Below are 23,772 nucleotides of genomic sequence, written 5' to 3'. Positions count from 1 at the left end.
GCATCCCCATGGCCGTACCTGCGCACCGCGGCCCGTCGGTCTTGGCGGCGGGCTGGGTCGGCGAGTATCTTCGCGACCCCGGCGGCACCCTGCACACCGTGGTGAGTGCCCTCGGCCGATGGGCGCTCACCTGGGGGCCGATCGTCGGCCCCACCACGCTCGCAGCCCTCGCCGCGCTGTTCGCCGTCCGAGTGTGGTGGCAACGCCGTTGCCATCGGCGGCTGCTGGTCGACGCCCGCGTGGTGACGGTGCTCGCCCCGCCCACCGTCGATGCCGCCGGCGGGCCTGCGCTGTGGTCGAACCTCGTCGGGCTGCTGCGCCCGACGCTGGCTCGCCTGGTCGGGAACCAGCCGCACCTCGCGTGGGAGTACCTGTTCTCCGACGCCGGGGTTGTTCTGCGGCTGTGGGTTCCGGGGACCGTCCCGCCCGGTCTGGTCGAACGGGCCGTGGAGGCCGCGTGGCCCGGCGCGCACACCCGCACCGCACCCGCCGGTCCGCCCCTGCCCGCAGTCGAGGCGGGACGGCGTCGGGTGCTGGTCGCCGGGCAGCTGCGCCTGGCTCGGTCGGAGGCCCTGCCGATCCGAGCCGACTTCGACACCGACCCGTTGCGGGCGTTGATCGGCGCCCCCGTCGGCCTCGGCCTGGGAGAACACGCGTGCGTGCAGGTATTGGCCCGTCCGGTGACCGGCCGTCGGGTGGCCCGCGCCCGCCGTGCGGCCCGACGCCTGCACACCGGCCTGGCCACCCGCCCGGTCGGTCTGGTCCTGGACCTGCTCACCCCCGGCGGCACCCCCCGACGGCGCGCCACCTCCGCGACACGGCCGGGCGGGGACCCGCAGACGGTGTTGGACTACGCCGCGCAGAACCGCGTGGTGGTCGCCAAGCAACGCGGCTCCCAGTACGAGACCGTCCTGCGCTACGCCGTGACCACCGACCTACCGGAAGGCGCCTCCGAGGAAGAGGTGCGGCTCGCTCGGCAGACCGCGCGAGGTCGAGCCCACGCCCTGGCGGCGGCGTTCGCCTCGTACACCGAGCACAACCACTACACCCGCCGCCGCCTCCGACACTCGGCCCGCGTCGTCGCCGATCGGCGCCTCGGCCGAGGCGACCTGCTGTCGGTGCCCGAGTTGGCCGCGCTGGCGCACCTGCCGGTCGACGAGGCCACCCCCGGCGTGCAACGCGCCGGAGCCAAGGCACTGGCCCCGCCGCCGGGCGTCTCCGTGCCCGGCCCGCAGACCAAACCCCTGGGACTCAGCGACAGCGGTCATCGCAAGCCCGTCGCGCTGCGCGTGCCCGATGCCCGGCATCACCTGCACGTCCTCGGCGCGACCGGGTCGGGTAAGTCCACCCTGCTGGCGAACATGATCCTCGCCGACGCCGAGGCCGGTCGCGGCCTGGTGGTGATCGACCCGAAAGGCGATCTGGTCACCGACGTCCTCTCCCGCCTCCCGGTCTCGGCGGCGGATCGGCTGGTGGTGTTCGACGCCGACTCCCGGACACCACCGCCGTGCCTGAACCCCCTCGACGGCGGGGAGACCGACCTGGTCGTGGACAACCTCGTCAGCGTGTTCCGCCGGGTGTACTCGGCGTTCTGGGGACCGCGCACGGACGACGTGATGCGCGCCGCCTGCCTCACCCTGCGCATGCAGGAGGGCGTCACCACCCTGGCCGACCTGCCGCGCCTGCTGTCCGAGCCTGCGTTCCGCTCCCGTGTCGTCGCCGGGGTCGTCGACCCCGTCCTGCGCGGATTCTGGGCCTGGTACGACGAGCTCACCGACTCCGGCCGCTCCCAGGTCATCTCCCCGTTGATGAACAAACTCCGGGGGTTCCTCCTGCGGCCCTTCGTCCGTCGGGCACTGACCGCCGGTCACTCCACAGTGGACCTAAGCGGTGTGCTCGACGGCGGGATCTGCCTCGTACGCATCCCCAAGGGCACGTTGGGGGAGGAGACGGCCCGGCTGGTCGGGTCGTTGATCGTGGCCCAGTCCTGGCATGCCACCACCGGCCGCGCCCGCACCCCACAACGGGATCGCCGGGACGCGGCGATGGTCATCGACGAGGCCCACAACTTCCTCAACCTGCCCTACCCGCTGGAGGACATGCTCGCCGAGGCCCGCGGTTTCCGGGTGTCGATGACCCTGGCTCACCAACACCTCGGCCAGCTCCCCCGCGATCTCCGGGAGGGGATCTCCACCAACGCCCGCAGCAAGATCTTCTTCACCGCCTCCCCCGAAGACGCCCGCGAGCTGGCCCGCCACACCGCCCCGAGGCTGACCGAACACGACCTCGCACACCTGGGCGCCTACCACGCCGCCACCCGCCTGGTCCTGCACGGCGAGAACAGCCCGCCGTTCACCCTCACCACCAGCCCGCTGCCCCCGGCGATCCCCGGCCGCGCACGCGACCTCCGACGAGCCCTGCGCACCCGGCCCGCCACAACGCCGACGACTCCGCCGCCGGTCACGGACTCGAACACCGGACCGGACAGTCGGCCACCGCGACCCGGCCCTCGCCCTCGCAGCACAGACCCCCGCCGCACCGGCTGAGCCGACCACGTCCGCCCCGTCTTCCCCGGAGGTTCACCATGCCCACCGTTCCTACGCAACGCTCCCTGCGCGGGTCTCAACCGGCCCGTTCGCGTCCGAGGATCGCGAACTCGACCGAGCACCAAGCCGCTCTCGCCGCGCGGCTGACCGCGCGGGACCGGTGGCTGCTGCGGATGCTGCACGAGCACCGGGTCCTGACCTCACAGCAGATCACCGACCTGGCCTTCCCCTCCGGCCGCGCGGCCCGCCGGCGCCTGCTGGAGCTGTTCCAGTGGAGCGTCCTGGACCGCTTCCAACCGTTCACCACCCACGGGGCCGCCCCGATGCACTACGTCCTCGCGCCCGCAGGCGCCGGTGTCCTGGCCGCCGAGGACGGCCTGGACGTCAAAGACCTCGGCTACCGGCGCGACCGGGCCTTCGGGATCGCCTACAGCCTGCACCTGGCCCACACCATCGGCATCAACCAGTGGTTCACCAGCCTGATCAGCCACGCCCGCCACGACCCCACCACCGCGGTGACCGCGTGGTGGTCCGAGACCCGCGTCGCCGCCCACTTCGGCGACCTCGTCCGGCCCGACGCCTACGGCCGTTGGCAGGCCGACGACCGCGACATCGAGTTCTTCCTCGAATACGACACCGGCACCGAGGCGCTGGCCGTTGTGACCCGCAAGCTCCACGGCTACGCCCGACTCGCCGAGGCCACCGGCATCACCACCCCACTCCTGATCTGGCTGCCCACCACCCGCCGCGAAGCCGGCGCCCGCCGCGCCCTGACCCGCGCCCGGGCCGACCTCGACCACCCGCACCGTCTCCCCATCGCGACCGCCACCGCCGACCACGACGACGCGACCCCCGCCGACCCGATCTGGCTTCCCCTTGAGGCCACCGGAGCCGGAGCACGGCGGGCCCTGCACCAGCTGCCCGACGCCCGACACCGCCAGAACAGACCGACACCGCCGCCCGCCGCACCGCAGACGACCACCGCCCCGACCTCACCAGCCCTGGCGCTGCCGCCACCCCACCCACGCCCCCCGGCGCCCGGCATCGACACGGACACCACACCCGACAGGCACCGTCATGGTCGGTAAGACCGCCGCCGTCGGTCTCGGCGTGCTCCTGCTCATCCCCGTCCTGATCGCCGCGCTCCTGCACGGCCTGGCCGCCACGTTCTTCGGCAGCTCCGACACCACACCCAGCCAGACCGCCCTCGACGACATCCCCGGCGAGTACCTAGCCCTCTACCTCCAGGCCGCCCCGACCTGCCCCGGCCTCGACTGGTCCGTCCTCGCCGCCATCGGGAAGGTCGAGACCGACCACGGACGCGTCCCACTCCCCGGTGTCCACGACGGCGAGAACCACGCCGGAGCAGGCGGCCCGATGCAGTTCCTCCAACCGACCTTCGACTCCATCGCCACCCGCATCCCACCCGGCGGCGCCGTCCCACCATCGCGATACGACCCGCACGACGCCATCCACGCCGCCGCCCTCTACCTCTGCGACTCCGGCGCCCCCGACGACCTCTACGCCGCGATCTTCGCCTACAACCGGGCCGACTGGTACGTCGCGAAAGTCCTCGCCCACGCCGACACCTACTCCACCACCCACGGCACCCCCGACCAGGCACCCACCGACACGGCGCAGACGGCGATCAACTACGCCATGGGACAACTCGGCCTGCCCTACGTCTGGGGCGGCAACGGCCCCGACGCAGGCCACGCGGGCTTCGACTGCTCCGGACTCACCACCGCCGCCTACACCGCCGCCGAAATCACCCTGCCTAGAACAGCCCACACCCAATACCACGCCGGGCCCCGACTCCCCGACGACACGGCACTACTGCCCGGAGACCTCGTCTTCTACGGCAACCCCGCAACCAAGATCACCCACGTCGGCCTCTACCTCGGCAACGACCAGATGATCCACGCACCCACCTTCGGCCAACCCGTCCAGATCGGGGCCTACCGATGGGACGGCGACCGCTATGCCGGAGCCCGGCGGATCACGTGAGGACACGCGCGTGGTCCGCGCGTGCGGTCGGATTCGCCCCGCGCTGTCGGTGATGCTCGTAGGGCGACGTGCGTGGAGGCGTGGTCGTGGCGACGTCGACAACCCCGATGTGGCCGGTTCACGGCGGGACGGCCTGCGTCGCGTCGCGGTCTATCGTCGCTGATCACGGGCGCCGACATGCGGCGGCGGACATGGTGTGATGTTCGGCTTGACTTGGTGGGTGATGGAAGCGTTCATAGGGGTGTAGCCCGTTTCGACCGGTAGCGCGCCGAGGGCTGCGCCGCCCCCGGGGGCATGACCCGTATTCCTTTTTCGAAGGAGTGGCTGTCATGCCCGACATCACGAACACCACCCGCCTGCACGCCGTGCCCGGCGGTCGCCGCACCGATGCGGAGGACCGGTTGTGGAAGGCGTTGCACGACAACCCCGGATCGACGGCCGCTGATCTCGCGGCCACAGCCGTGATCGGCCGGTCGACCGCGACGAAGATCCTCGCCGCGTGGGATAAGGAAGGCAGCGCAACGAGGACGTCCGGCATCGCCACCGGCGGGCGGCGTCCGGCCGATCGGTGGAGTATCACCGACACCGACGAAACCACCGACGCCGAAGCGGACGTGGACGGCGACCAGGATCCACACGGCGACGAATCGATCCCATCGACCGGGGACGCGACGCCGGTGCGTCTGGCCGTCGTTCCGGACACGCCGACGGACACCGCCGTCGCCCCCGACCCCATTGAGGACGTCGTTGCCGACATCGCCGGGGAACAGCCGGCGTCGCCGACCAGCGCCACCAGTGCTCAGACCAGCCCGACGGGTCGATTGGCCAAGGGCGCCCTGCAGGGACTGGTCGAGGACTACCTGGCCGCACATCCTGGCGAGTCGGTCGGACCGTCGCAGCTCGGCAAGCGGCTGGGCCGATCGGGCGGGGCCGTGGCGAACGCCTTGGAGCGGCTGGTCACCGCCGGCTACGCCGTGCGAGTCGCCGACAACCCCAGGCGCTATCAGATCGCCGACGGCGACGACACACCCGACGGCGTGATCCCCAACTGACCAGTGCGGACGATCACGTGGGCGAGACCTTCCTGATCGACGCCTGCAGGCTGGACTCTGGTACAGGCTCGACGCTGCGTCCCGGTCCGGACACGTCGCTCGCGCCGTCGCCGTCATCACGCCGCGCGACGGCTAGGCCGTCCATGCCCACGCCGGCGTGGACCTCATCGGAACACACCGATACCGACTGACTCGGCAACCTCTTCGGCCTGGCCCTGGGCGCGCGGCCGTCAGGGTCAGGCCGAACGGCGTCCCAGGGCGTCGTTCCATGGGTCAGCGGGCGGCGCGTAGGGCGGCGGTGGCGGCGCGTCCGACCGCGCGCGCGGTGGCGCTGGGGTCGGTGAGGGTGTGGACGGTCACCCCGTCGAAGGGGATGGAGCGCTTGTGGGGGGACAGCCACAGCACGCCGCATCCGGTGGCGCGCAGCCGGTTGACGCGGTGCTGCCCTGCGGCCCGTGGTTCGTCGGGGAAGTGGCCGTCGGAGATCACGACGAGCAGGCGGGCAGCCCCGGGGAGGGACAGACGGAGGGCGCCGTCGAGCGCGTCGACGGCCTCGTCGACGGCCTCCCAGTCGTCGGCGGCATCGAATTCGGTGACCCTGGCGGGTGCGGTTCCGGGGTAGACGATGGGGCGCACGTGGTAGCCGAAGATCACCGTGGCGGTGTCGGCGGGCACCGAGGTGTGGCGGGCGGCGTGGGCGAGGATCCACGCCGTCGAGGCCACGGGCCCCGCGAACTTGGACATCGACCCGGACACGTCGCAGGCGATGCCCAGCCGCAGTGGTGGCGCGGGAACGGTGGTGCGGGTGGTGCGGGTGAACGGTTCGGCGGTCGGTAGTGCCCCGGCGGCGCGTTGTGCGTCGGCGGCCAACGCCCCACGCATCCGCAGCCGACCGGGCGGCATCGCCGAGGTCGTCTTCGTGGCCACCCGTTCCCGAACCCCGGCGGTGGTCAACGCGCGCGCCATGGTGCGGGCGGCGGTGCGTTCGGCGGCGGTCGGCGACCGGGTGCCCATCGTGGCGGTGCGCCCGCTGCCCGGCCCGTCGGTGGCGAACACCCGCCGGGCGACCGTGGCGGCGTGAGCGTCAGCGGCGGGGTCGGCGGTGGGCGTTGCCGTGGCATCGGCGGCGGGCTCGGGGTCGGTCGGCCCTGCCTCGTCCGCCATCGACCGCGCCACCGACACCAGGCTGGTGGTGATCGCTCTGGTGAGCGGGGAGGGCACCGAGGCACCGGCAGGGTCGGGCGCGGAACCGCTGTCTACGCCGTCCGGTTCGGTGCCAGGGCCGGGGCCGGGGTCGGGTTCGGAGTCGGGGTCAGTGTCGGGTTCGGGTTCGGGTGGGGTGCCGATGATCTCGCACCATCGGCGGCCGAGGTCGAGCATGGCCTCGGCGTCGTCGTCGGCGACGGTGAACGCCTCACGCCACACCGTGCGCAACGCCGCGAAGGCCTCTTCCCCGAGGACGGCTTCCACGGCCTGCGCAACCGGTGCGGTCTCGGTGGCGGTCAGGACCCCGGCGTCGGTGCGTGCCAACACCAGCGCGGCGGCCTGTGCGGCGTCGTGGGCGGTCATCGCGGGACCGTGGGCGGGGTCGGCGGCCGGTAGGTCGGCGAGGATCAGGTTGATCGACGAGGCCCGCAGCCAGTGTCGGTCGTCGGGGCGGCGCCGTAGGTGGGCGGCTTCGATGCGTGACTCTTCCAGCAGGGTGGCGGCGCCGGCGGCATTCGGCGGGGCGTCGGATGGCGGGTCCCATCGGCTGTGGGCGGCGTGGGCGCACTCGTGGGTGAGCAGCCCCCAGGCGGTCGCGTAGCGGGCGCGGTCGCGGTTCAGGTGGGGTGTGGCGGTGGCGGGGTCGACGGCGCCGAGGTGCGTGCCGTCGAGTTCGATCAAGGACTGATTGGGGAGGAAGCACGCCGGGGCGCCGTGTCCGGCGCCGGGGGCGATGGTGACCAGCAGGTCGTCTCGGTCGGCGATCAGGGGCACCTCCTCGGTCATCGCGGCCGACAGGGTGAGCCACCCGGGGGCAGCGGGGAACACGGCGGTGCCCGGGGCGGCGGGGTCGCTGATCAGGTGGGTGGTCATGTCGGCGGGTGTCCTTCCTCGACGGGGTCGGCCGGGCGGGGTGGGCGTGTCAGATGCGGGCGCCGAGGGCGAGCGGCTCCACCGGTTTGCCGAACACACCGCGCACGACCGAGGCGACGGTGTCCCGGTCCTCTTCCGGTGAGGCGCCGATGAGGTTCCCGGCGGCGGCATCGCTGCCCAACACGTCGGAGATCTTCTGGAACGCGATCAGTTCGCGGAGTTGCGGCGCCCACCCGACCTCACCGCGCGCCTGACGGGCGGCGAGGTTGCGCGCGACGCGCACCGCGCGTCGGTCGATCTTGAGTTGCGTGGCGAGGTCGTAGTCGGTGGACACCTGGATCTGGACGGCGAACCGGGACGCCAACGCGTCGGACAACACCGCGCCGTGAACACCGGGGTTATGGCCGGCCACGGTGTAGAACCCGGGGGCGGCGCGCACGATCTCGCCGCCGTGGGCCTTCACGACGATCTCGCGGCGCCCGTCCATCGCGGGGTAGACCACGGCCAACACGGTCGGCGGGATCAGGGTGGCGTCGTCGATGAACAGCGGCACACCCTCACGCATCGCGCGGATCAGGGGACCGTGGACGAACACGTACCGCCCGTCGGGGGTCTGCGTGTACTCGCCGACGAAGTCGGCGACCGTGGTGTCACCGTCACCCGCGACGGTGATCAGGTCGGGGAACGCCGCCTCGACCACCGACGTCTTCCCGGTGCCGGGCGGGCCGTACAGCAACGCGGGCACCCCCGCCTCACGCAGCCGGCGTAGCGCCGTGACGTCGGGCATGCCCGCGACGGTGCGTGGGTGATAGGCCTGCCCGTTCGGCCGTGTCAGCGGACCCGACACCACCTCGGCATCCGGGGGCGCCGCCGGGGGCGCCGTCGTGGGTGGCGCCGTCGCGGGGGACCGACGCGGCGCCCCCGAGCCCCCGGTGTGCGCTGCCGTCGCGGCGGCGGCGGTGGTGGGGGTGGCCCGAAACCGTGCCGGTGTCGTCGACGTCCGCGCGGCCTCACCCCGGTCCACCAACACGGTCAAGGCGTTCGCGACCGCGCCGGCCGACCGACCCAACTCGCGGGCGACGTTACGCGGGCTGTGATCGACCTCGGCCTGATCGGCGAGTACGGCGGCCACCTGTCGGCGCAGCTCACCACTGCGCAACCGGGTGCCCGGACCGGGAACGGTCGTGCCGGATGTCGCCGACGTCGGAACCGGTGGCGGGGGTGCGGTCATCGCGTGTCGTCCTTTCGATCTCATGGCGAGGTGATTCGACGAAACCGGCCGGGGGGCGGGTGCCGGTCGGCCGTCCATGGACGGCCTTAGGCGAGTTCCGGTTCGGAATTCGGGCAGCGTTCAGCGCGGTGTGGCTACGGAATGAGTGAAATGTGCGAGGCGGCGGGGCTAGGGTGATACGACGGCGGGCGTCCGGTATTCGATTATTTCGTTGAGTTCTGGTGAGATTCGGCGGCATCGTCGGCCGTTTCCGGGGTGTGTCCGTATTCGACCCACCCGCAGTAGCAGTACGCGGTCACCGTGCCGTCGGGTTCGGTGATGACGTCGGCGAAACACATGATCTTCCCCATTCGGTGGGTGAATAGTGCCGGGGTGCGCATTCGGCGTGTCGTGATCGTGTGCCGTGTGCGGCGGTTTCCGTTCCCGTTGTTGTGATTTAACGATAGCTCTGGTGGTCGGCGAATGCAATCGGAATCACCCCGATTTCCATGACTCTTTTCGACATTTTTTCGGGGACGATTCGCCGCGCGGTCGAATGGGACGCGTGGCATCGCATCGGTTCTATTGTTTGCATTGCCCCCGGTCGGGGTGGATTCGTTTTGGGATGCTCGATTCGTTGATTCCATTGGTTGATGAGAAGGAATAGGAGATGAAGGGAGTGTTCGGTGACATGAGGGCGTGAAAGGCGAATGGTGTCACAAATCGCGGAGGGAAGGCCGGTGAGAGAGGAGCAGGTCCCGCGCGGCTGCCCCGATGTGTTCACCTTCCCGTGCGGGTATGACTCTGGGATGGCCGTGGCACCCCCGGCACGAGGTGTGACCTGGTGGTGGAGCCGTGACGGGTGGTGCCGGCTCAGCCGGCATCCCTCATGGCATCCCCGGTGGTATCCCGATCGGCACCCCTGCCGGCCTCGGCTGGCCATGATCGTGTGGCGGCGGACTGTGCTCGCAGGGACGATGACTCGTTCGGCTGCGGGGCGAGGTCGCGTGCTCCCCGTAGGGGGTGCGCACGGGACGGGAGTGGCGATGAACGAGGCGGACGAACTCTTCCTGTCGCGGTGGTATGCGGTGCGTTCGTTGTTGGGAGACAAGTGGGTGCCGGCCGTGCTGATGGCCGTGTCGGCCGGCCCTCTGCGGCGGGTGGAGATACTGTCCACGATTCGTTCGTATTCGCGTAGTGTGGAATGGTCTAATCGATTGGATGTCCTGCACGATAGCATTCTGACGAAAGTCTTGAAGAAGTTGACTGACGAGGGGTTGTTGACTCGAAGTCAGAAGTCGGAGGTGTTCCCTCCGCATGTCAGCTACGGGCTGACCCCGGCGGCTCGGGACTTCGTGTCGGTGATGAGTGCGGTCGTGGACTGGGCTGGTCGGCATGAGCAGGTCATCCTGCGGGCCCGCGCCGTCCGCGACGGTGTCGTCGACGTCCATTGGCATGGCGAGGCTGAGCCACAACGGTGACCCTCTGGCGCCGTCACCGCGTTGAACCCGCTGAGCGACTCTTCTGCGGCCCGGTCATATCGGCGATGAATCGGGCGGAGTCGTGTCGCGGTGGTGTTGAAGTCGGGCGGCGAGAACGCGGGTCTCGCGGCTGGGGGTCTCGCCGATCTCGGCGAGGCGGGTGGTGAGTAATGCGAGTGTGCGGGCGATCGCCTCAGGCCGATCGAGGCGGTGTTGGAGTCGCATGATGTCGCGGTAGAGCAGGTCATTGTGGGGATCGATGGTGCGGGCCGTCTCCAGGAGGTCGAGAGTCTCTTCGGGGTCGTGTGCGATGGTGGCGCGGGCCGCTGCGGCGACGGCGTCCAGAGCGTCGCGCCGCGTCGCCTCACGGACGGGTTCGACCCAGTCACCGACGAGGTCCTCGGCGAGCGGACCCGAATAACACGCCAGGATGCGGCGATCGGCGTCCACCCGGTCGCGGTCGGTGGCGGCTGCACGTCGAGCAGCCACGGCCTCGCTGAACGTCCAGTAGTCGACTTCGATGGTGCTCGGGTCGAGGTGGTAGCGGTCGCCGCGCAGGACGACGACCTCGCTGATCGACCCGTGGGTGGCCTGGCTGAGCGCGTTGCGCAGTCGGGTCAGCGCCGTGTTCAGCGCGTTGGTCGGCCTGCGCGGGGGAACTGCGGTCCAGAGCGTCGAGACGAGAAGCTCGCGGGAGACTCCCTGCGGGTGCACGGCGAGGAACACCAGAAGCTCACGCTGTCGGGGTGACAGGTCCGCGAGAATCTCGCGGCCAGCCTGCTCGTCGGTCCCGTCGGGACGCCAGTGCAGACGCAGCGCTCCGAGAACGACCAGGCGCAGGGGGACGGCGGCCGCCTCGGCGGGGTCCGACGCCGCCGGGGCGGAGACGGAGGGCTTCGGGGAGGTCGACTCCGGTGCCGCGTCGGCGTCGCTCGGAGGTGTCGGGTCGAGCGCGGCGGGCGGTGGTGCGGTGACCTCCAGCGCATCGGCGTCCCGTTGCAGGGAATCGTCGTCGGGGCCGTCCTGTTCGGGACACCAGTGAGCGCAGGACGTCTCGGGGTCGGGGTCGGCGGGGTGCAACAGGGCGAGCAGGTCGGTGGCGTCGGACTCGACGGTCAGACGGAACATCCGGGTGCCGAGTAGTCGCCTGCCGGGACCGGGGTTGCTCGCCGAGACGATGCCGTCGGTGGTGAGCGACACGGTGATCCCGGCCGGCCACGACCCGAGGATGATGCCGACGATCCCGAGGTGACCGCCGTTGTCCACCGCGGCCTGCACCCGGCCGACCGCACGGTCCGGCACGCGCACCAGGAGTGCCAGCAGCGGCCAGCCGGTGGGCGGCGGTTCGCTGCGCAGCCGCCGCAGGATCTCGGCGTCGACCTCGTCCAGCACCGCGTCCAGATCGGAGACCACCCTGAGACCTTCCTGGTTCCGACGGCGCACGGGGTCGTGGCCGAGGAGCGCGGCCAGGTCGGGCGCGGCCAGGACGACACGAGTCGGGTCCTGATGGACATCGTGCGGCGCACGATCGGTGAGCAGGGTGAGCAGCAGGGCGCGTGCGGCGGCGAACGCGCCGGCGCCGATCAGGCCGAGCCCTCGGGTGCGGGCCAGATCCACGGCGATCTCGCGGCCGTCGCGCATTCCCAGCGGCGTGCCGCGGCCGTCGCCCGGCGGATGAGTCTGGTGCGCCGCGGAGCCGAGGACGGCCGGCTGGGTCTCCTGGCCGTCGAACAGGTCGTCGAGTTCACTGCCCTCGGCCTCCTCGGGGGTCTCGGCACGCAGGTGGGCGAGGTGCAGTCGGTAGACGACGGGGGCCACGGGCAGGGCCTCACGGCGACCGCTGCCGGGCCGGTACGACCGACGGTGCCGACGCCGAGCCAGCAGCAACGCCGTGCTGACCGCAGCGGCCAGGCCGAGCCCGACGAACACCGCTCCGGCAGGCGCCGACGGTCGATCGCGTGCCGAAGAGTCGGGAGGGTCGTCGGTCGGCGAAGACACGATGCCGGGTGCCGTCGGGGCTGCGGGAGAGGCTGCGTCCCGATCCCGGTCTTGGTCTTGCTCTGGGGCTGGGTCTGGTTCCGGTTCTGGTTCTGGTTCTGGGTCGAGAGGTGGCGGTGAGGGTGGCGTCGGGGTGCGGTCGGGGCTTTCCGGTGGGCTGCTGTCGGGTTGAGGTCGGTCGGATGCGGTGTGGTGGGGAAGGAGAAGTTCCTGTCCAGGGTGGATCAGGGCCGGGTTGGTCAGGCCTTGCCCGCCGGGTTGGCCGGTGCCTTCGTTGAGGGCATAGATGTCGGGCCAGCGGGTCCCGTCTCCGAGGGTGCGTTCGGCGATGCGCCAGAGCGAGTCGTGTACGCCGTCCTGTGGTGCCCGCACGATCACCGTGGTGGGCCGGGACTGTTCGTCCTCGGTGAAGGGAGCATCCTGCATCCTGACGGGCGACACCGATGACGGCGAGGGGATACCTCGGACGCCGTCATCGTGCAGAGCCGCCACCACGTGAGCTGCGGGCGTCGAGGTCGGTGGTGCTCGGCCGCCGAGGACGGCGACGATCAGCGCGCCGACCAGGGCCGTGGCCACGGTGTGTATCGGCCCGCCCCGTCGGCGTCGGCGGTGGACGCCCCCGACGGCGTGGACGGCGCTGCGGGCGACGTCGAGGAGGAAGACGCCCCAGGCCAGCCAGCACAGAACGGCGAGAACGTTCAGGAGCAGCCCGGTGGTCATCGGGCTCAGCAGCATGTCCGGAATCTCGGCGAGGCTGGGCAGGCGGTCGGGCAGCGGCCAGCCGATGTAGCGAACCAGTGCCCACGGCACTCCGCAGAGCAGCGCGATCAACGCGGCCAGGGTGCTCGTCGCGGCCAGCAGCCTCCTGAGATCGTTGCCGAGCCTGATCACATCGTGCCTCCGCCTGCCTGACCTGATACGGGATGGGTGGTCTGTTGTCAGGGCTGGAGGGCGGTGTCGCCGCGTTCGGGACGTGCGGTTCCCTCGCCGCCCACGGCCAGCTCGGAGATCCCGATCAGGCTCAGCAGCTGCGTGCGATGGGAGGCGGTGACGGTGACGGTGACCTCCGCCTCGGACGCGGAGACGACTCCGGTGGCTCCGACGTGGTCGAGGTGATCGTGGGCGTCGGCGGCGGCGCGGGCGGGGTGCAGCCGCAGGGCACCGTCGTCGCGGAAGGCCGCGAGATCCAGCGCTTGCGCGCCGGCGCGGGCGGCGGACTGGGCTTGACCGGCGGCTCGGACCTGTGCAGCCAAGGCCAGGCCGCCGTCCAAGGCCAGGCCGGCCAGGGCCAGGACGGCGAGGACGAGGGTGACGACGAAGGCGGTCACCCGACCTTCTTCTCGTGTCCACCAGCCTCGCCACCAGGTGCGGACGCGGTCCCACCAGGTCGGGCGGGCATGTCGGCCATGTCGACTCATCGGCTGTCTCCTGTGGTGTCGGTGGTGTCGGCGGCTCGCCAGGTGTCGACGACCTCGGTGGCCGACGCCGAGAGCGTTCGTGTGGGAACTCCCACGAGGGCGTCGCCGAGGTCGAGGGTGCAGGTCACCGTCGCCGTCACGGCACCACCGGCGGTCAGACCCGTGGTGTCGACGTCGACGCGCGGCGACCGGCAGACCACGTCGCCGGAGCCGAGGGCGCCTGTCACGGCGGTGCGTGCCGCTGTTCGCGCGTCGGCGGCCGACCGTTCGATGCTGGCCGCCCGTGCGGCCTGGTGGGCGGCGTCGTCGAGGCGCAGGCGAGCAGTGACGCCGCGGTGGATCACCACGGCGACGAACACGAGCAGCATGATCAGCACGGGTGTCAGCAGCGTGACCTCCACGGCCGCCGACCCTCGATCAGATCGCCACCAGCGGCTGGCCTTGGTGAGGCGTGGCGGTGGAGGTGTCCGGTCGGATTCGCGGCCATCGCGTGTCATCAGCCCTCCTCGCGGTTCGGTACTCCCAGGACGGCGGGAACGACTCGCTCGACCGGGCCGCTGGCCGCGGCGCGGACGGGCAGGTGCAGTCCGGGGACGACGCTGGCCGCCCGACCGGTGATGCGTGCGGAGGCGAGGTCGGTGTCGCGGTCGACGTCGATGGCGATCTCGGTCAGCGTGGCCGAGCCGAGGGAGTCGAGGAGATTCCTGGCGGCGTGGTGGCCTTCGGCCGCGGTGGACTCGTGGATCCGGGCGGCGGCCAGGCCCCGGGAGGCGGCGGCCTGAGCGAGATGGGTGGCGTGCGACCAGACGGTGAACTGCACGATCAGCAGCAGCACGAGTAGCAGCAGCGGGGTCGCGACGACCAGTTCCACCGACACCGCCCCGGACTCCCCGGACAAGACGTCGCGGACCCGGCGACGGAACGGCCAGAGGTTCGACTTCGGGGCCGGGGCGGAGTGCGCATCGGCGCGTGAGGAGGCAGGCACGGTGTCACGCGCCGAGATCGATGCTGGTGGCACGGTTCATGACCGCGACGGTCAGGACGGCCAGCACGGCGATGGCCAGAGCGACCAGCAGGGCGGTCACGACGACGGTCTCGGTGGAGTACCCGGCTTCGGCGTCGCGGTGGAGTTCTCGCCACCGGTCGCGCAGGTGGTCGGTGAACAGGCTGAGGTAGGTGAACATCGCTGTCTCCATTTACTAATCGGCAGGTGCGCGGGCGGTCGGGAATCGGTCAGAGTCCGGTGAGGACGTGGGTGAGCGCGGGATAGCCGATGAACACCAGGAATCCCAGGAACAGGCACATCACGGGCAGGGACATGCGTTCGGTGGCGGCCTGGGCCTGGCCTTCGGCGGCGGTGAGCTGCCGTGTGCGCAGGGCCTGGGCTTTCGCCGCGACGGAGGTGCGCACGCGGGCGCCTTCGTGGCCTGCCAGGGAGATGGTGGCGGCGAGGTCGGTCAGCTCGGTGATGTCGAGGTCGTCGCCGAGGCGCTTCAGCGTCGCCCAGGGGGTGCCGCGGAGGAGGCGGGCGTCGTCCAGTGCCCGGCGGAGACGGGTGAAGGCCCAGCCGTGGCCGATGGCGGCGCACTGATGCAGGGCGCCGTCGACGCCGGCTCCCCCGGCGAGGGTGATCCAGACCAGGTCCAGGTAGACCGACAGCGCGTGGCGGAACTCCTCGCGCCGTGCGGCGGCCTCCCGGCGGACACGCAGGTCGGGGACGACGAACCCGAGCCCGCTGAGCACAACGGCCGCCGCGATCGGCACCGGCCACGGCGGGCCCGCTCCGAGCAGCATCAGCAGAAGGTGCACGACCCCGGGGGTGAGGAGCCCGAGGACGGCCAGCACCGCCTTCTCCGCGAGGTGCCCGGATACCGGCGTGTCCAGGACACCCAGATCGCGGCGCAGCCGGGCTCCGGGAAGACCGACGCCGCGCAGCACACGCGCCGCCGGACGGCCGAGCAGCCCGGCCCATCCCAACCCCCCGTCGTCTCCTGAATCCGGGTCGACCAGACCGGCGTCCGCGCGGTGCAGGAGTGTCCCCAGCGCGGGACGCGGTGGGACGAGCCCAAGGGTGATCACCCAGAGGCCCACGCCCCCACCCAGCCCGAGCAGCAGCGCGGCGATCACGAGAACACCCCGTGCTCAGACCGAGGGCGGTCGGTCGCGGTGAGGACGCGGGCAGGTTCGCTGACGGTGGCGATCCGGGCCAGCCAGGCGAACCCGACGGCGAAGAGCCCGCCGACGCCGAGGAGGACCAGCTGTCCGGCGGTGGTGTCGTAGGCGGTGAGGTAGTCGCGGTTGAGCACGACCAGGCCGGCGGCGAACGCCAGGGTGGTGCCGACGATGACGCGGATCGAGGTGCGAGTCCGGGCGCGTCCGGCGTCGATGCGCAGTCGCATCGACACCTGATCCCGCGCCGCCAGCGCCAAGGACCCGAGGAGATCGGCGAGCCGACGGGCCTGCTGTTGCGACGCGGAGATCAACGCGGCGATCACCAGGTCGGCGGTCGGGTCGGCGAGGTCGTCGGCCAACTGCTGTAAGGCCGGTGCCAGGCGCTGTCCCGCGCGTAGCCGGTCGGTGAGCGCGGCGATCTGTGGTCGGATGGCGGCGGGGGCGAGGTCGGCGGTGGCCAGGATCGCCTGTTCCAGGCCGGCGGCGGCCGAGAGGGTGTCGCGCAGCTGCTCGGTCCAGGTCGCGATGCCCTCGACGCGGGCGACTCGCCGCTGGTGGTCGGGGTCGCGGCCGAGGAGTCGGGGGAGTGCGTAGCAGGCCAGCCCGGCCAGGACTCCGCCGACGACCCACCCGGTGACCACCGCGCCCGCGAGGGCGAGGACGGCCGCAGGCACCGCACGCCGCACCGTCGGCCCACGGTGTTCCCGTGCGCGTCGCGACGACCGGGGCGCCCGGTCGGGGGCAGGGGTGTGCCAGCCGGTGACGAGGAGAAGCACACCGAGGCCGAGGCCGATGCCGAGGAGCGCCGCCCAGGTGCTCATGCCGGTCACGTCGTCCACGTCCCGCCGCGGGTGAGAACGTCGGGGTCCAGGCCGACGGCGATCAGGTCTTCCAGGGTGTCGCCGGACAGTGCCCCGGCGACCGGTCGGGCGCGGCGGTCGGGGCCGGGCCGGTAGACCTCGTTGGAGATCACCTGGGCGCCGTCGGCGCCGACGACCTCGCGGATCGAGGACACCACCCGGGTTCTGCGGTCCGCGGCGTGGGCCAGGTGCACCACGACGTGCACGGCCGAGGCCACGAGCAGGTTCGTCGCCTCGACGGGGAGCCGTTCGGCGCCCTGGGCGGCGTAGGAGGCCAACCTTGCGAAGGCGATCTTCGAACTGGAGGCGTGCAGGGTCGCCATGCTGCCGTCGTTGCCCTGCGACATGGCGTTGCACATCGGGATGACCTCGGGGCCGCGGATCTCCCCGACGATCACCCGGTCCGGAGACATCCGCAGTCCCCACCGCACCAGCTCGGCCTGGGACACCGTGCCTTCGCCTTCGACGTTGGCCTCGCGGGCCTGCAACGCGGTGACGTCCGGGTGCCGATCGCCGTCGGCGTCCAGACCGAGCTCGAAGGCGTCCTCGATGGTGACCAGGCGCTCGCGGGGATCCATCTCGGAGGCCAACGCCCGGAGCAGCGTGGTCTTGCCGATGCCCGTGCCACCGGTGATCAGGATGTTCTTCCGCGCCCGGACCAACGCGCGAAGGAACTCGACGAGCCCGTCATCAAGGGTGCCGCTCCTCCGGAGCTGGCCGAGGGTGGCGTGGCGATGCCGGTGGCGGCGAATCGACAGCGACGTCACCCCGCCGGCGGTCAGCCCGGTCACCGCGAACAGCCGCTGACCGCCGGGCAGCTGCACGTTGACCGATGGAGAACCCCGGTCGAAGCGACGCTCCTCTCCGCCCGAGCGGGCGGCGAGCAGCCGGACGAGGTCGGTCAGCTCCTCATCGGACCCGGCGATCGGACGGACCCGCTCCCGGCTCCCGTCGGCGTACTGGACGAACACCCGATCCCACGAGTTCGCGTTGATCGTCTCGATGGACGGGTCATCCAACAGCGGCTGCAGCCCGGCCATCCCGAACACCTCGTCAAGGACCTCCGCGACGACCCGCGCCTCGACGTCGCCCGGGGCGAGTGCCCTGTTGGCCATCAGCTCGGCTTCACTGTGCGCCTGGACGGACTCGGCGAGGATCGCCTGAGCCAGCACCCGCCGCCCTTCGGGCGTGGACGGCACACCGGAGCGTTGCTGCTGGGCCGCGACCCGCTCCGGCAGCACTGCCGTCAGGTCGGCGCGCAGTCGACGGCGCAGCCGGTCCACGACACCGTGGGAGCCTGTCGGCCCGTCGTCGGGAGTAGATGGGGAAGAAGCGGGCTCGTGTCGTCGAAGCGACAGGGGTGGTCGAGAGTCGAAGGAGGTCATCAGGTCGTCCCTGTCGTGGTCAGATCGTCGGTGGCGGCGGGAAGAGCGGAGATCGTGCCTGCTGCGGACGTGATCGGAGGTCGCATCGGCACCACGGCGTGGACCGGCGCCGCCTCGGGGCGCGAGGTCGGAGGACCGTCGTCTTGGCGGGCGGCCAGGGCTCGGGCGACCTGGTGGGCGACGCGAGCGAGCCCGGAGCGGGTCACCGTCCTGCGGCTGGTGGGGCGCCCGCTGAGCGCGGCGGCGCTGCGCGGGTCGTGGGGAACCTGGGCCAGCACCGGGACGCCCAGCTCACGGGTGACCTCGCCGCTGGAATGTCCCTCGCCGACGAGGAGCAGCGCGGGATGTCGAGACCATCGGCCTGCGGTGGTCAGCCGCGCCGCGAGGTGCGCCAGCTCATCGGCATGCGCGCCGCTCATCAACAGCAACGCATCCGCGGCCGCCACGAGCGGCCACGCGGGCGAGGCGGGGTCCAGCCGCCCGCAGTCGACCAGCACCACCCCGCCCGCCCGTCCCGCAGCGGCCAGCACACCGGCCCGATCGCGTGCGGGGGCCAGCGCGGCGACGGCGGCCCTTGCCTGTTCCGCGCCCGGCGGAGCCGCGACGACGGGTACGTCCGAGGGCAACGGCCACGCATGCCGCCACACCAGCTCGGGATCGTCGTGGGTGCGTCCCGCCGCGGCGAGGCTGACCAACCCGGGTGAGGTCGGCAGCCCGAACCGCACCCCGAGATCCCCGCCCGAGGGATCGCACTCGACGAGAACCCGCCGACACCCACCCGGCCAGGTCGCTGCCAGCGCCACGGCGAACGTCGTCACCCCGGGAGAACCTTTGAGGCTGGCCAGTGCGATCAGCATCACCGATCACCGCCCAGGACGACCACCGAGATCTGCCCGTCGGCCACGGCCGCGACCTCCCGTGCGTCATCCGGGGCCAGCTCGACGCTCAAGACCGTCGTCGACGTCGTCTCGCGCGTGGTGACGCCGACGACCGTCGCCGCCCACGCCCCGGCGCCGTCGGAAGCCGACTCGTCGGGGGCCGCGACCAGGGACACCGCCGCCCCGGCGGCGACCTCCGGGGGAACACGCCCGTCGGGCACCGCCACCGCGGTCATCGCTCGATTCGCGGCGGGCACCAGGACGGTGCCCACCGCGTCCTGATGGAGCAGGGCACCCGCCGGGAGGCTGGTGCCCATCGGACGGCCGAGGACACTGTCGGCGGCGACGGCGTCGACCACGGGAAGATCGGCGTCGGCTCCGACCTGTACCTCACGCAGGTCGGCGGCCGTGAGCACGTGGCCCACCGACACCGGATGTGCCACCGCGAGCACCGCACGCCGTTCCCCGGCCGTGGTCCACATCCACACCGACCCGGCCGCGCACGCCAGGACCAGCACACCGCCCACAGCCAGATACGGCACACGCCGTCGACTTCTGCCCGGCGGCCGAGATCGCGGCCCCTTCCCTCCGCCGGCCCATTGCTCCGCCGATGCGGCGGCCGTCGAGACCGAGTCGGCCTGCGTCGTGACGTTCACGAACTACCTCCAGAGAAGTAAGGGACCCGCCGTCCGCCCGAGCAGCGACGACGAGAACGAGCAGAGGAGAGAACCGAGAAGGTGAAGCCAGCTCGGGGAAGCGATCACCGTCGAAAGGTCGCTCAGCCGGTGTTGAGGGCCTGCGACTCGGCGACGCGCACCGTGGTGGTCGCCTCCGTCGTCAGATCAGGCAACGTCCCCGCGCCGCCGCCGCCGACCCAGGTGATCTTCCACCGCACGGTCGCGGTCAGCGGGAACTCCTGATCGGGCTGGTGGTCGGAGGAGCTGCGGTAGACGTGCCCGCAGTCCGGTGAGGGAGCCTCGGGATCGCCGCCTCCGGGGAACGGGGTGCCGGGTCCGGGGCAGGTCACCGACGCGCCGTCCCCGGTGGACCAGGTCGTCGACACCGGGCGGGCCGTCGCGGTGACCGACACCCCGGGAACCGACGCCGTCGCCGACCGCGCGCCCCAGCCGGTCTCTTCCAGCCACAGCCACGTCGGCAGGTGCACGAGCTGATCCCCGGTCGGGGACGTCGCGATGCTCGGCTGCGGCAGCCGCAGCTGATCCCGCGCCAGCGCGGCCAACTCCTCCGGCGAAGGCAACAGGTCAGCCCCGGGTTCGTCGCCGTCGGGAATCCAGACCGGCGGCCGGTACAGGGCGTCGCGGTAGCCCTCCGTGGAGCACTGCCACACATACCAGGCACCCGGCTCCCCGCTGTCCTGCACCGGAACCACCGACCGCACAGCCGGAGCCGGAGCCGACGAGACAGCGGGGGACAGGCGTGCGGCAGGCACCACCGCCGGAAGCGTCGGCGACGTCCCAGACGAAGCCGAGGCCGGGATCGCACCAGGCGGTGACTGGTAGTCGCTGCGGACGTACTCGCACTCGGCCAGTCCGTCGTCCTCGCCGGGGTCGGCTTCTTGGCTTCCACCGCCTTGACCGGGCGGTTGGCCGGGGCTGCCGGGGCGAGGGAAACCGGGTGAGGGACGGTGGCCGGGCTCCTCACCAGAGCCCGCACCGAGGTCACATGCGGGGCTCGGATTCTGCCAGCATTCGACGTCGTGCCAGCTGCCTGCCGCCGACGTCGGGAGTGCACCCGCGAGCAGAAGGACGGTGGCGGATCCGACGATGACACTGAGTCGGCTCAGCATGTCCCTACCCCGTGAACTCCGAAGTCGGAGACCTTCCATGCCCCGTCGGCCTGACGTTCGACGATCGCGTTGATCTCTCGTCGCCCGCCGGGCACATCGTCAGCCAGTTGTCCGTCGGCGGTGTACTTCAGCCAGTCCGAGTCGTCGCCACAGTCGGCGACGACGACCGTGGTCGGTTCGTCCTCGGGTTCGACCGAGGACACCACCGGGTCGAGGATCGGTTCTCCTCGGGTGACCAGGCCGTTGTAGGCATCGGCGTAGAGGCCGCGCGTCAAGGTCGACAACGCCAAGCCGGTGGCGTGCGCGGCCAGGGCCGGGTCCTGCCAGTTCGCCGTCGTTCCCGCTGCGACGAACGCCGCCCACATCCCTTCATACGCCGCCACCGCCGCTGCTTCAGCGGCGTCGTGAGGAGACGACGAGGGGCTGCTCGCGGCAGAGGACTCCGGTGATGTGCTCGGGGCCGTCGAAGGTCGCGTCGGTGAGTCAGCGGTTTCCGTTGTGGTGCAGGCGGTCGCGGTGGCGACGGATAACACCGCCACCGCAAGGGCGGCCCTGCTCCGTGAATCGGGGACGAATCGGGGCTTCACTCTGACCTCCAGATCCGGGGATATCGGGGATGGCATATCTCTACCGCCCGACCTGGCACTCACCGCAAGGAGAGTAAGAACGCGTATTGATGCGCGTATGGACGCCAGCCTCGACAACCACCCGAACGGAGTACACAATCGGTGACCGGTCACTGAATGCGTCGATCACTGATCTCTGCATGGTTGAACGAGTGCCGGAGAAGAGCCCTCTCTTTTGTTCAGTGCGTGATGGAAACAATGATCGAAAGGAATTGATCTCGTGCTGATGTGGTGGGAACTCTGTGGCTGGACGCTGCTCGGCGCCGCCTGCGGAGTCGCCGGCAGCGCGGTGATACGACGGTTCTCGAACACCCGGCCGCCGACGCGACCTCGAGGCTTGACCGGGCCGGTGGCCGTCGGGACGGCCTTACTGTTCGGACTGTTGGCCTGGCGCGTCGGGGCCAGACCGGAGCTGCTCGCCTACAGTGCCCTGGTCGCCGTCGGGGTGCCGTTGGCCGTGATCGACTGGCGGGAGCGACGCCTGCCGACGGCTCTCCTGCTGCCCGCCTATCCGGTTCACCTTCTGCTGCTCGGTCTCGCCGCACTCGTCAGCGATGACCTGACGTCGCTCGGGCGCGCGGTGTCGGGGATGGTCGTCTTGTTCGTCGGCTACCTGGCCGTGGCCTTGTGTGCCCGAGGTGGACTGGGAGCAGGCGACGTCCGGCTGGCCGGTCTCCTCGGCCTCGTACTGGGCTGGGCAGGATGGCCGGTGCTGCTGGCCGGAACCGTGCTGGGGCTCGTCTTCGCCACCGTCCAGGGCGCCGTCCTGATCCTGCTGCGTGGTTCCTCCCCGCAGTCGGCGATGCCGCTGGGACCTGCCCTACTCGCCGGGGCGGTCACCGTGCTGCTCGTGGCAGGGCGGTGACAGGACGCAAGGCTGATCCGAGTGCGTCGGAGCAGCGTTCGCTGCGGTCCGCTGCGCGATCCACGCGGCCAGCGGCTGCATGACGACGATCAGGTCCTCACCCAGCGGCGTCAGGCGATACTCGACCGACGGCGGGAACACCCCAATCTGCGCCCGGCGTTCGACCAGCCCGTCGTGCTCCATCCGCTGCAGCGTCCGGGACAGGATCCCGTCGTGCAACACACCGGAACCGGTGGAGCGCCGGGTGACCTGGAGACTGTTGACCCTGCTCCGTAGTTCGCTGAAGTGCTGCGACTCACCGCGCAGGGCGACGAGGATGTCCGGCACCCACTCGCCCTTGATCAGGCTGCGGAACTCACGAAGCGCTTGAAGTTGAAGCGGGGCATACACGAGGCTCACCTCCATTGATCGAATGATGTGAGGAAGAGGTCGTGGCGTGCCCGACAGGTTCACGTCGGGCACGCCACGAGTGGAGACAGCCGTGGGGGTCGTCGTCTGTCTCCGGAGAACCCGGCGGCGGCGCCTGCGACGGGGATTCGCGGCGCGGCGCCTGGGCAGACGTCGGGGTCGCCTACCAGACCGGGTGGCGCGGACGGCTCCGCCGCCTGCACCGGAAGACGTGGATCAACAAGTGTGAATCCGGCAGCGACCTCGTCCTGCGGTCTTCGCCTCGTACAAGGCGTCGTCCGCCGTCGCCAGCAGGTCGGCCAACACGGGCGCTCGAGCGCCGGGCGGTCGCACGGCGGCGCCGATCGATGCCGACACCGGCACCGCTCGCCCGAGAATCTCGACCGGACGCGCGAGCACCTGAGTGAGCTTGTCGAGATCAACGGCATCATGCCTGGTCAGCGCGAGGAACTCGTCGCCACCGTCACCTCCCAGACGGCCGAGCACCGCCGTGGAGGGAAGCGACTCACGCAGGCGACGGGCCTGGGTATGAAGGACCACGTCTCCGCCGCGATGCCCGAAGCGATCGTTGATCCGTTTGAAGCGGTCCAGGTCGGTGATCAGCATGAGCACCTCGGCGCCGAGTCGCGGCAACGCCTCGGCGGCCTGCTGTCCCCACGGGCCGCGCCGCAGGAAACCGGTGAGATCGTCCCGGCGGAGCCGATGCACTTCTGCTTCCAGCGCCGCCTCGCGGGCGTGGGCGGCGGCGAGTGGGTCGTCTGGGGGTGTGTCCCGGGAATTTCGAGCCTCGACAGCGGTCATGATCCATCCCAACGGTTATGTACGGTTCAACGAAAACGTGTCCTCTTTCGTCGAGCGGCGTGTTCGCCTACTCTGTGGGTGTTGAGTGTTTAACGTGGTGAACACGCTGACGGGACCGACCATAGGCATGACTCGCAACGCTGTTCAACGCATTGAACAGGAAGTCTGTGTGGATGTCA

The 23,772-nt window shown here is 71.2% G+C and carries 22 protein-coding genes; 6 read left to right on the top strand and 16 right to left on the bottom strand.

The window, feature by feature from the left end:
- Positions 1–8 precede the first annotated feature (8 nt).
- From AHOG_RS20080 to AHOG_RS20065, 4 genes are all read left to right on the top strand, one after another.
- On the top strand, positions 9–2,546 hold the full coding sequence (locus AHOG_RS20080) for a type IV secretory system conjugative DNA transfer family protein (RefSeq protein WP_093942720.1): 2,538 nt from the start codon (positions 9–11) through the stop codon (positions 2,544–2,546).
- A gap of 38 nt (positions 2,547–2,584) precedes the next feature.
- Entirely contained in the window at positions 2,585–3,634 is a 1,050-nt protein-coding gene (locus AHOG_RS20075) for a replication-relaxation family protein (RefSeq protein WP_093942719.1), read from the top strand.
- Complete coding sequence (locus tag AHOG_RS20070; protein WP_093942718.1) at positions 3,624–4,553, top strand: C40 family peptidase; 930 nt, start codon at positions 3,624–3,626, stop codon at positions 4,551–4,553. The genes AHOG_RS20075 and AHOG_RS20070 overlap by 11 nt, the downstream gene beginning before the upstream one ends.
- Before the next feature lie 329 nt (positions 4,554–4,882).
- The gene (locus AHOG_RS20065; protein WP_093942717.1) at positions 4,883–5,605 is read left to right on the top strand and encodes a MarR family transcriptional regulator; all 723 of its coding nucleotides are present in this window, start codon (positions 4,883–4,885) and stop codon (positions 5,603–5,605) included.
- 273 nt (positions 5,606–5,878) lie between these two features.
- On the opposite strand, the gene AHOG_RS20060 is transcribed toward AHOG_RS20065, so the two are convergent.
- A complete protein-coding gene (locus tag AHOG_RS20060; RefSeq protein ID WP_093942716.1) occupies positions 5,879–7,684 on the bottom strand; it encodes a vWA domain-containing protein in 1,806 nt (601 codons plus the stop codon).
- Between the two features lie 49 nt (positions 7,685–7,733).
- The gene (locus AHOG_RS20055) at positions 7,734–8,915 is read right to left on the bottom strand and encodes an AAA family ATPase (protein WP_093942715.1); all 1,182 of its coding nucleotides are present in this window, start codon (positions 8,913–8,915) and stop codon (positions 7,734–7,736) included.
- 1,025 nt (positions 8,916–9,940) lie between these two features.
- On the opposite strand from AHOG_RS20055, the gene AHOG_RS28775 reads away from it, so the two are divergent.
- Entirely contained in the window at positions 9,941–10,375 is a 435-nt protein-coding gene (locus tag AHOG_RS28775; RefSeq protein ID WP_157736940.1) for a winged helix-turn-helix transcriptional regulator, read from the top strand.
- A gap of 54 nt (positions 10,376–10,429) precedes the next feature.
- Here AHOG_RS28775 and AHOG_RS20045 read toward each other — a convergent pair whose 3' ends face one another.
- From AHOG_RS20045 to AHOG_RS19990, 12 genes are all read right to left on the bottom strand, one after another.
- Entirely contained in the window at positions 10,430–13,264 is a 2,835-nt protein-coding gene (locus tag AHOG_RS20045) for a BTAD domain-containing putative transcriptional regulator (protein WP_093942713.1), read from the bottom strand.
- Positions 13,265–13,311: 47 nt separating this feature from the next.
- On the bottom strand, positions 13,312–13,791 hold the full coding sequence (locus tag AHOG_RS20040) for a hypothetical protein (protein ID WP_221438812.1): 480 nt from the start codon (positions 13,789–13,791) through the stop codon (positions 13,312–13,314).
- A complete protein-coding gene (locus AHOG_RS20035) occupies positions 13,788–14,288 on the bottom strand; it encodes a TadE/TadG family type IV pilus assembly protein (protein WP_093942711.1) in 501 nt (166 codons plus the stop codon). Before AHOG_RS20035 ends, AHOG_RS20040 begins: the two co-directional genes overlap by 4 nt.
- A complete protein-coding gene (locus AHOG_RS20030) occupies positions 14,288–14,689 on the bottom strand; it encodes a TadE/TadG family type IV pilus assembly protein (RefSeq protein ID WP_221438834.1) in 402 nt (133 codons plus the stop codon). The genes AHOG_RS20035 and AHOG_RS20030 overlap by 1 nt, the downstream gene beginning before the upstream one ends.
- A gap of 91 nt (positions 14,690–14,780) precedes the next feature.
- A complete protein-coding gene (locus AHOG_RS20025; protein WP_093944641.1) occupies positions 14,781–14,975 on the bottom strand; it encodes a hypothetical protein in 195 nt (64 codons plus the stop codon).
- 49 nt (positions 14,976–15,024) lie between these two features.
- On the bottom strand, positions 15,025–15,918 hold the full coding sequence (locus AHOG_RS20020; protein WP_093942709.1) for a type II secretion system F family protein: 894 nt from the start codon (positions 15,916–15,918) through the stop codon (positions 15,025–15,027).
- On the bottom strand, positions 15,915–16,784 hold the full coding sequence (locus AHOG_RS20015; protein ID WP_093944640.1) for a type II secretion system F family protein: 870 nt from the start codon (positions 16,782–16,784) through the stop codon (positions 15,915–15,917). Before AHOG_RS20015 ends, AHOG_RS20020 begins: the two co-directional genes overlap by 4 nt.
- Positions 16,785–16,789: 5 nt before the next feature.
- A complete protein-coding gene (locus AHOG_RS20010; protein ID WP_093942708.1) occupies positions 16,790–18,208 on the bottom strand; it encodes a TadA family conjugal transfer-associated ATPase in 1,419 nt (472 codons plus the stop codon).
- Entirely contained in the window at positions 18,208–19,065 is an 858-nt protein-coding gene (locus AHOG_RS29570; RefSeq protein WP_093942707.1) for a CpaE-like family protein, read from the bottom strand. Before AHOG_RS29570 ends, AHOG_RS20010 begins: the two co-directional genes overlap by 1 nt.
- A complete protein-coding gene (locus AHOG_RS20000) occupies positions 19,065–19,628 on the bottom strand; it encodes an SAF domain-containing protein (RefSeq protein ID WP_093942706.1) in 564 nt (187 codons plus the stop codon). The genes AHOG_RS29570 and AHOG_RS20000 overlap by 1 nt, the downstream gene beginning before the upstream one ends.
- Positions 19,629–19,864: 236 nt before the next feature.
- Positions 19,865–20,467, bottom strand: coding sequence for a hypothetical protein (locus AHOG_RS19995; RefSeq protein WP_211290455.1), 603 nt, complete (start codon positions 20,465–20,467; stop codon positions 19,865–19,867).
- A gap of 419 nt (positions 20,468–20,886) precedes the next feature.
- Positions 20,887–21,276 (bottom strand): hypothetical protein, encoded by a 390-nt coding sequence (locus tag AHOG_RS19990; protein ID WP_245856343.1) that lies wholly within the window; start codon positions 21,274–21,276, stop codon positions 20,887–20,889.
- Between the two features lie 469 nt (positions 21,277–21,745).
- Between AHOG_RS19990 and AHOG_RS19985 the strand changes: the two genes are divergently transcribed.
- Complete coding sequence (locus tag AHOG_RS19985; protein WP_245857034.1) at positions 21,746–22,384, top strand: prepilin peptidase; 639 nt, start codon at positions 21,746–21,748, stop codon at positions 22,382–22,384.
- Here the strand turns inward: AHOG_RS19985 and AHOG_RS19980 are convergent.
- Both AHOG_RS19980 and AHOG_RS19975 read right to left on the bottom strand, forming a co-directional pair.
- Positions 22,340–22,789: a winged helix-turn-helix transcriptional regulator gene (locus AHOG_RS19980; RefSeq protein ID WP_093942704.1), complete on the bottom strand. Its 450-nt coding sequence runs from the start codon at positions 22,787–22,789 to the stop codon at positions 22,340–22,342. The two genes, AHOG_RS19985 and AHOG_RS19980, sit on opposite strands and share 45 nt — an antisense overlap.
- A 219-nt stretch (positions 22,790–23,008) precedes the next feature.
- Positions 23,009–23,593, bottom strand: a complete 585-nt coding sequence (locus tag AHOG_RS19975) for a GGDEF domain-containing protein (protein ID WP_157736939.1) — start codon at positions 23,591–23,593, stop codon at positions 23,009–23,011.
- Positions 23,594–23,772 lie beyond the last annotated feature (179 nt).

The sequence above is a fragment of the Actinoalloteichus hoggarensis genome (assembly GCF_002234535.1).
Classification (GTDB): Bacteria; Actinomycetota; Actinomycetes; order Mycobacteriales; family Pseudonocardiaceae; genus Actinoalloteichus_A; species Actinoalloteichus_A hoggarensis.
The sequence above is the reverse complement of the archived record's forward strand: the minus strand, read 5'-3'. Positions and strand labels throughout refer to the sequence as shown.

What these genes read in the sequence shown, in the direction of transcription:
- AHOG_RS20055 (WP_093942715.1), bottom strand. Translation starts at nt 8,915, where the DNA reads ATGACCGCACCCCCGCCACCGGTTCCGACGTCGGCGACATCCGGCACG.
- AHOG_RS20060 (WP_093942716.1), bottom strand. Translation starts at nt 7,684, where the DNA reads ATGACCACCCACCTGATCAGCGACCCCGCCGCCCCGGGCACCGCCGTG.
- AHOG_RS19980 (WP_093942704.1), bottom strand. Translation starts at nt 22,789, where the DNA reads ATGGAGGTGAGCCTCGTGTATGCCCCGCTTCAACTTCAAGCGCTTCGT.
- AHOG_RS20080 (WP_093942720.1), top strand. Translation starts at nt 9, where the DNA reads ATGGCCGTACCTGCGCACCGCGGCCCGTCGGTCTTGGCGGCGGGCTGG.
- AHOG_RS20040 (WP_221438812.1), bottom strand. Translation starts at nt 13,791, where the DNA reads ATGAGTCGACATGGCCGACATGCCCGCCCGACCTGGTGGGACCGCGTC.
- AHOG_RS20075 (WP_093942719.1), top strand. Translation starts at nt 2,585, where the DNA reads ATGCCCACCGTTCCTACGCAACGCTCCCTGCGCGGGTCTCAACCGGCC.
- AHOG_RS20065 (WP_093942717.1), top strand. Translation starts at nt 4,883, where the DNA reads ATGCCCGACATCACGAACACCACCCGCCTGCACGCCGTGCCCGGCGGT.
- AHOG_RS20010 (WP_093942708.1), bottom strand. Translation starts at nt 18,208, where the DNA reads ATGACCTCCTTCGACTCTCGACCACCCCTGTCGCTTCGACGACACGAG.
- AHOG_RS20070 (WP_093942718.1), top strand. Translation starts at nt 3,624, where the DNA reads ATGGTCGGTAAGACCGCCGCCGTCGGTCTCGGCGTGCTCCTGCTCATC.
- AHOG_RS20025 (WP_093944641.1), bottom strand. Translation starts at nt 14,975, where the DNA reads ATGTTCACCTACCTCAGCCTGTTCACCGACCACCTGCGCGACCGGTGG.
- AHOG_RS19975 (WP_157736939.1), bottom strand. Translation starts at nt 23,593, where the DNA reads ATGACCGCTGTCGAGGCTCGAAATTCCCGGGACACACCCCCAGACGAC.
- AHOG_RS29570 (WP_093942707.1), bottom strand. Translation starts at nt 19,065, where the DNA reads ATGCTGATCGCACTGGCCAGCCTCAAAGGTTCTCCCGGGGTGACGACG.
- AHOG_RS19985 (WP_245857034.1), top strand. Translation starts at nt 21,746, where the DNA reads ATGTGGTGGGAACTCTGTGGCTGGACGCTGCTCGGCGCCGCCTGCGGA.
- AHOG_RS20035 (WP_093942711.1), bottom strand. Translation starts at nt 14,288, where the DNA reads ATGACACGCGATGGCCGCGAATCCGACCGGACACCTCCACCGCCACGC.
- AHOG_RS20015 (WP_093944640.1), bottom strand. Translation starts at nt 16,784, where the DNA reads ATGAGCACCTGGGCGGCGCTCCTCGGCATCGGCCTCGGCCTCGGTGTG.
- AHOG_RS28775 (WP_157736940.1), top strand. Translation starts at nt 9,941, where the DNA reads ATGAACGAGGCGGACGAACTCTTCCTGTCGCGGTGGTATGCGGTGCGT.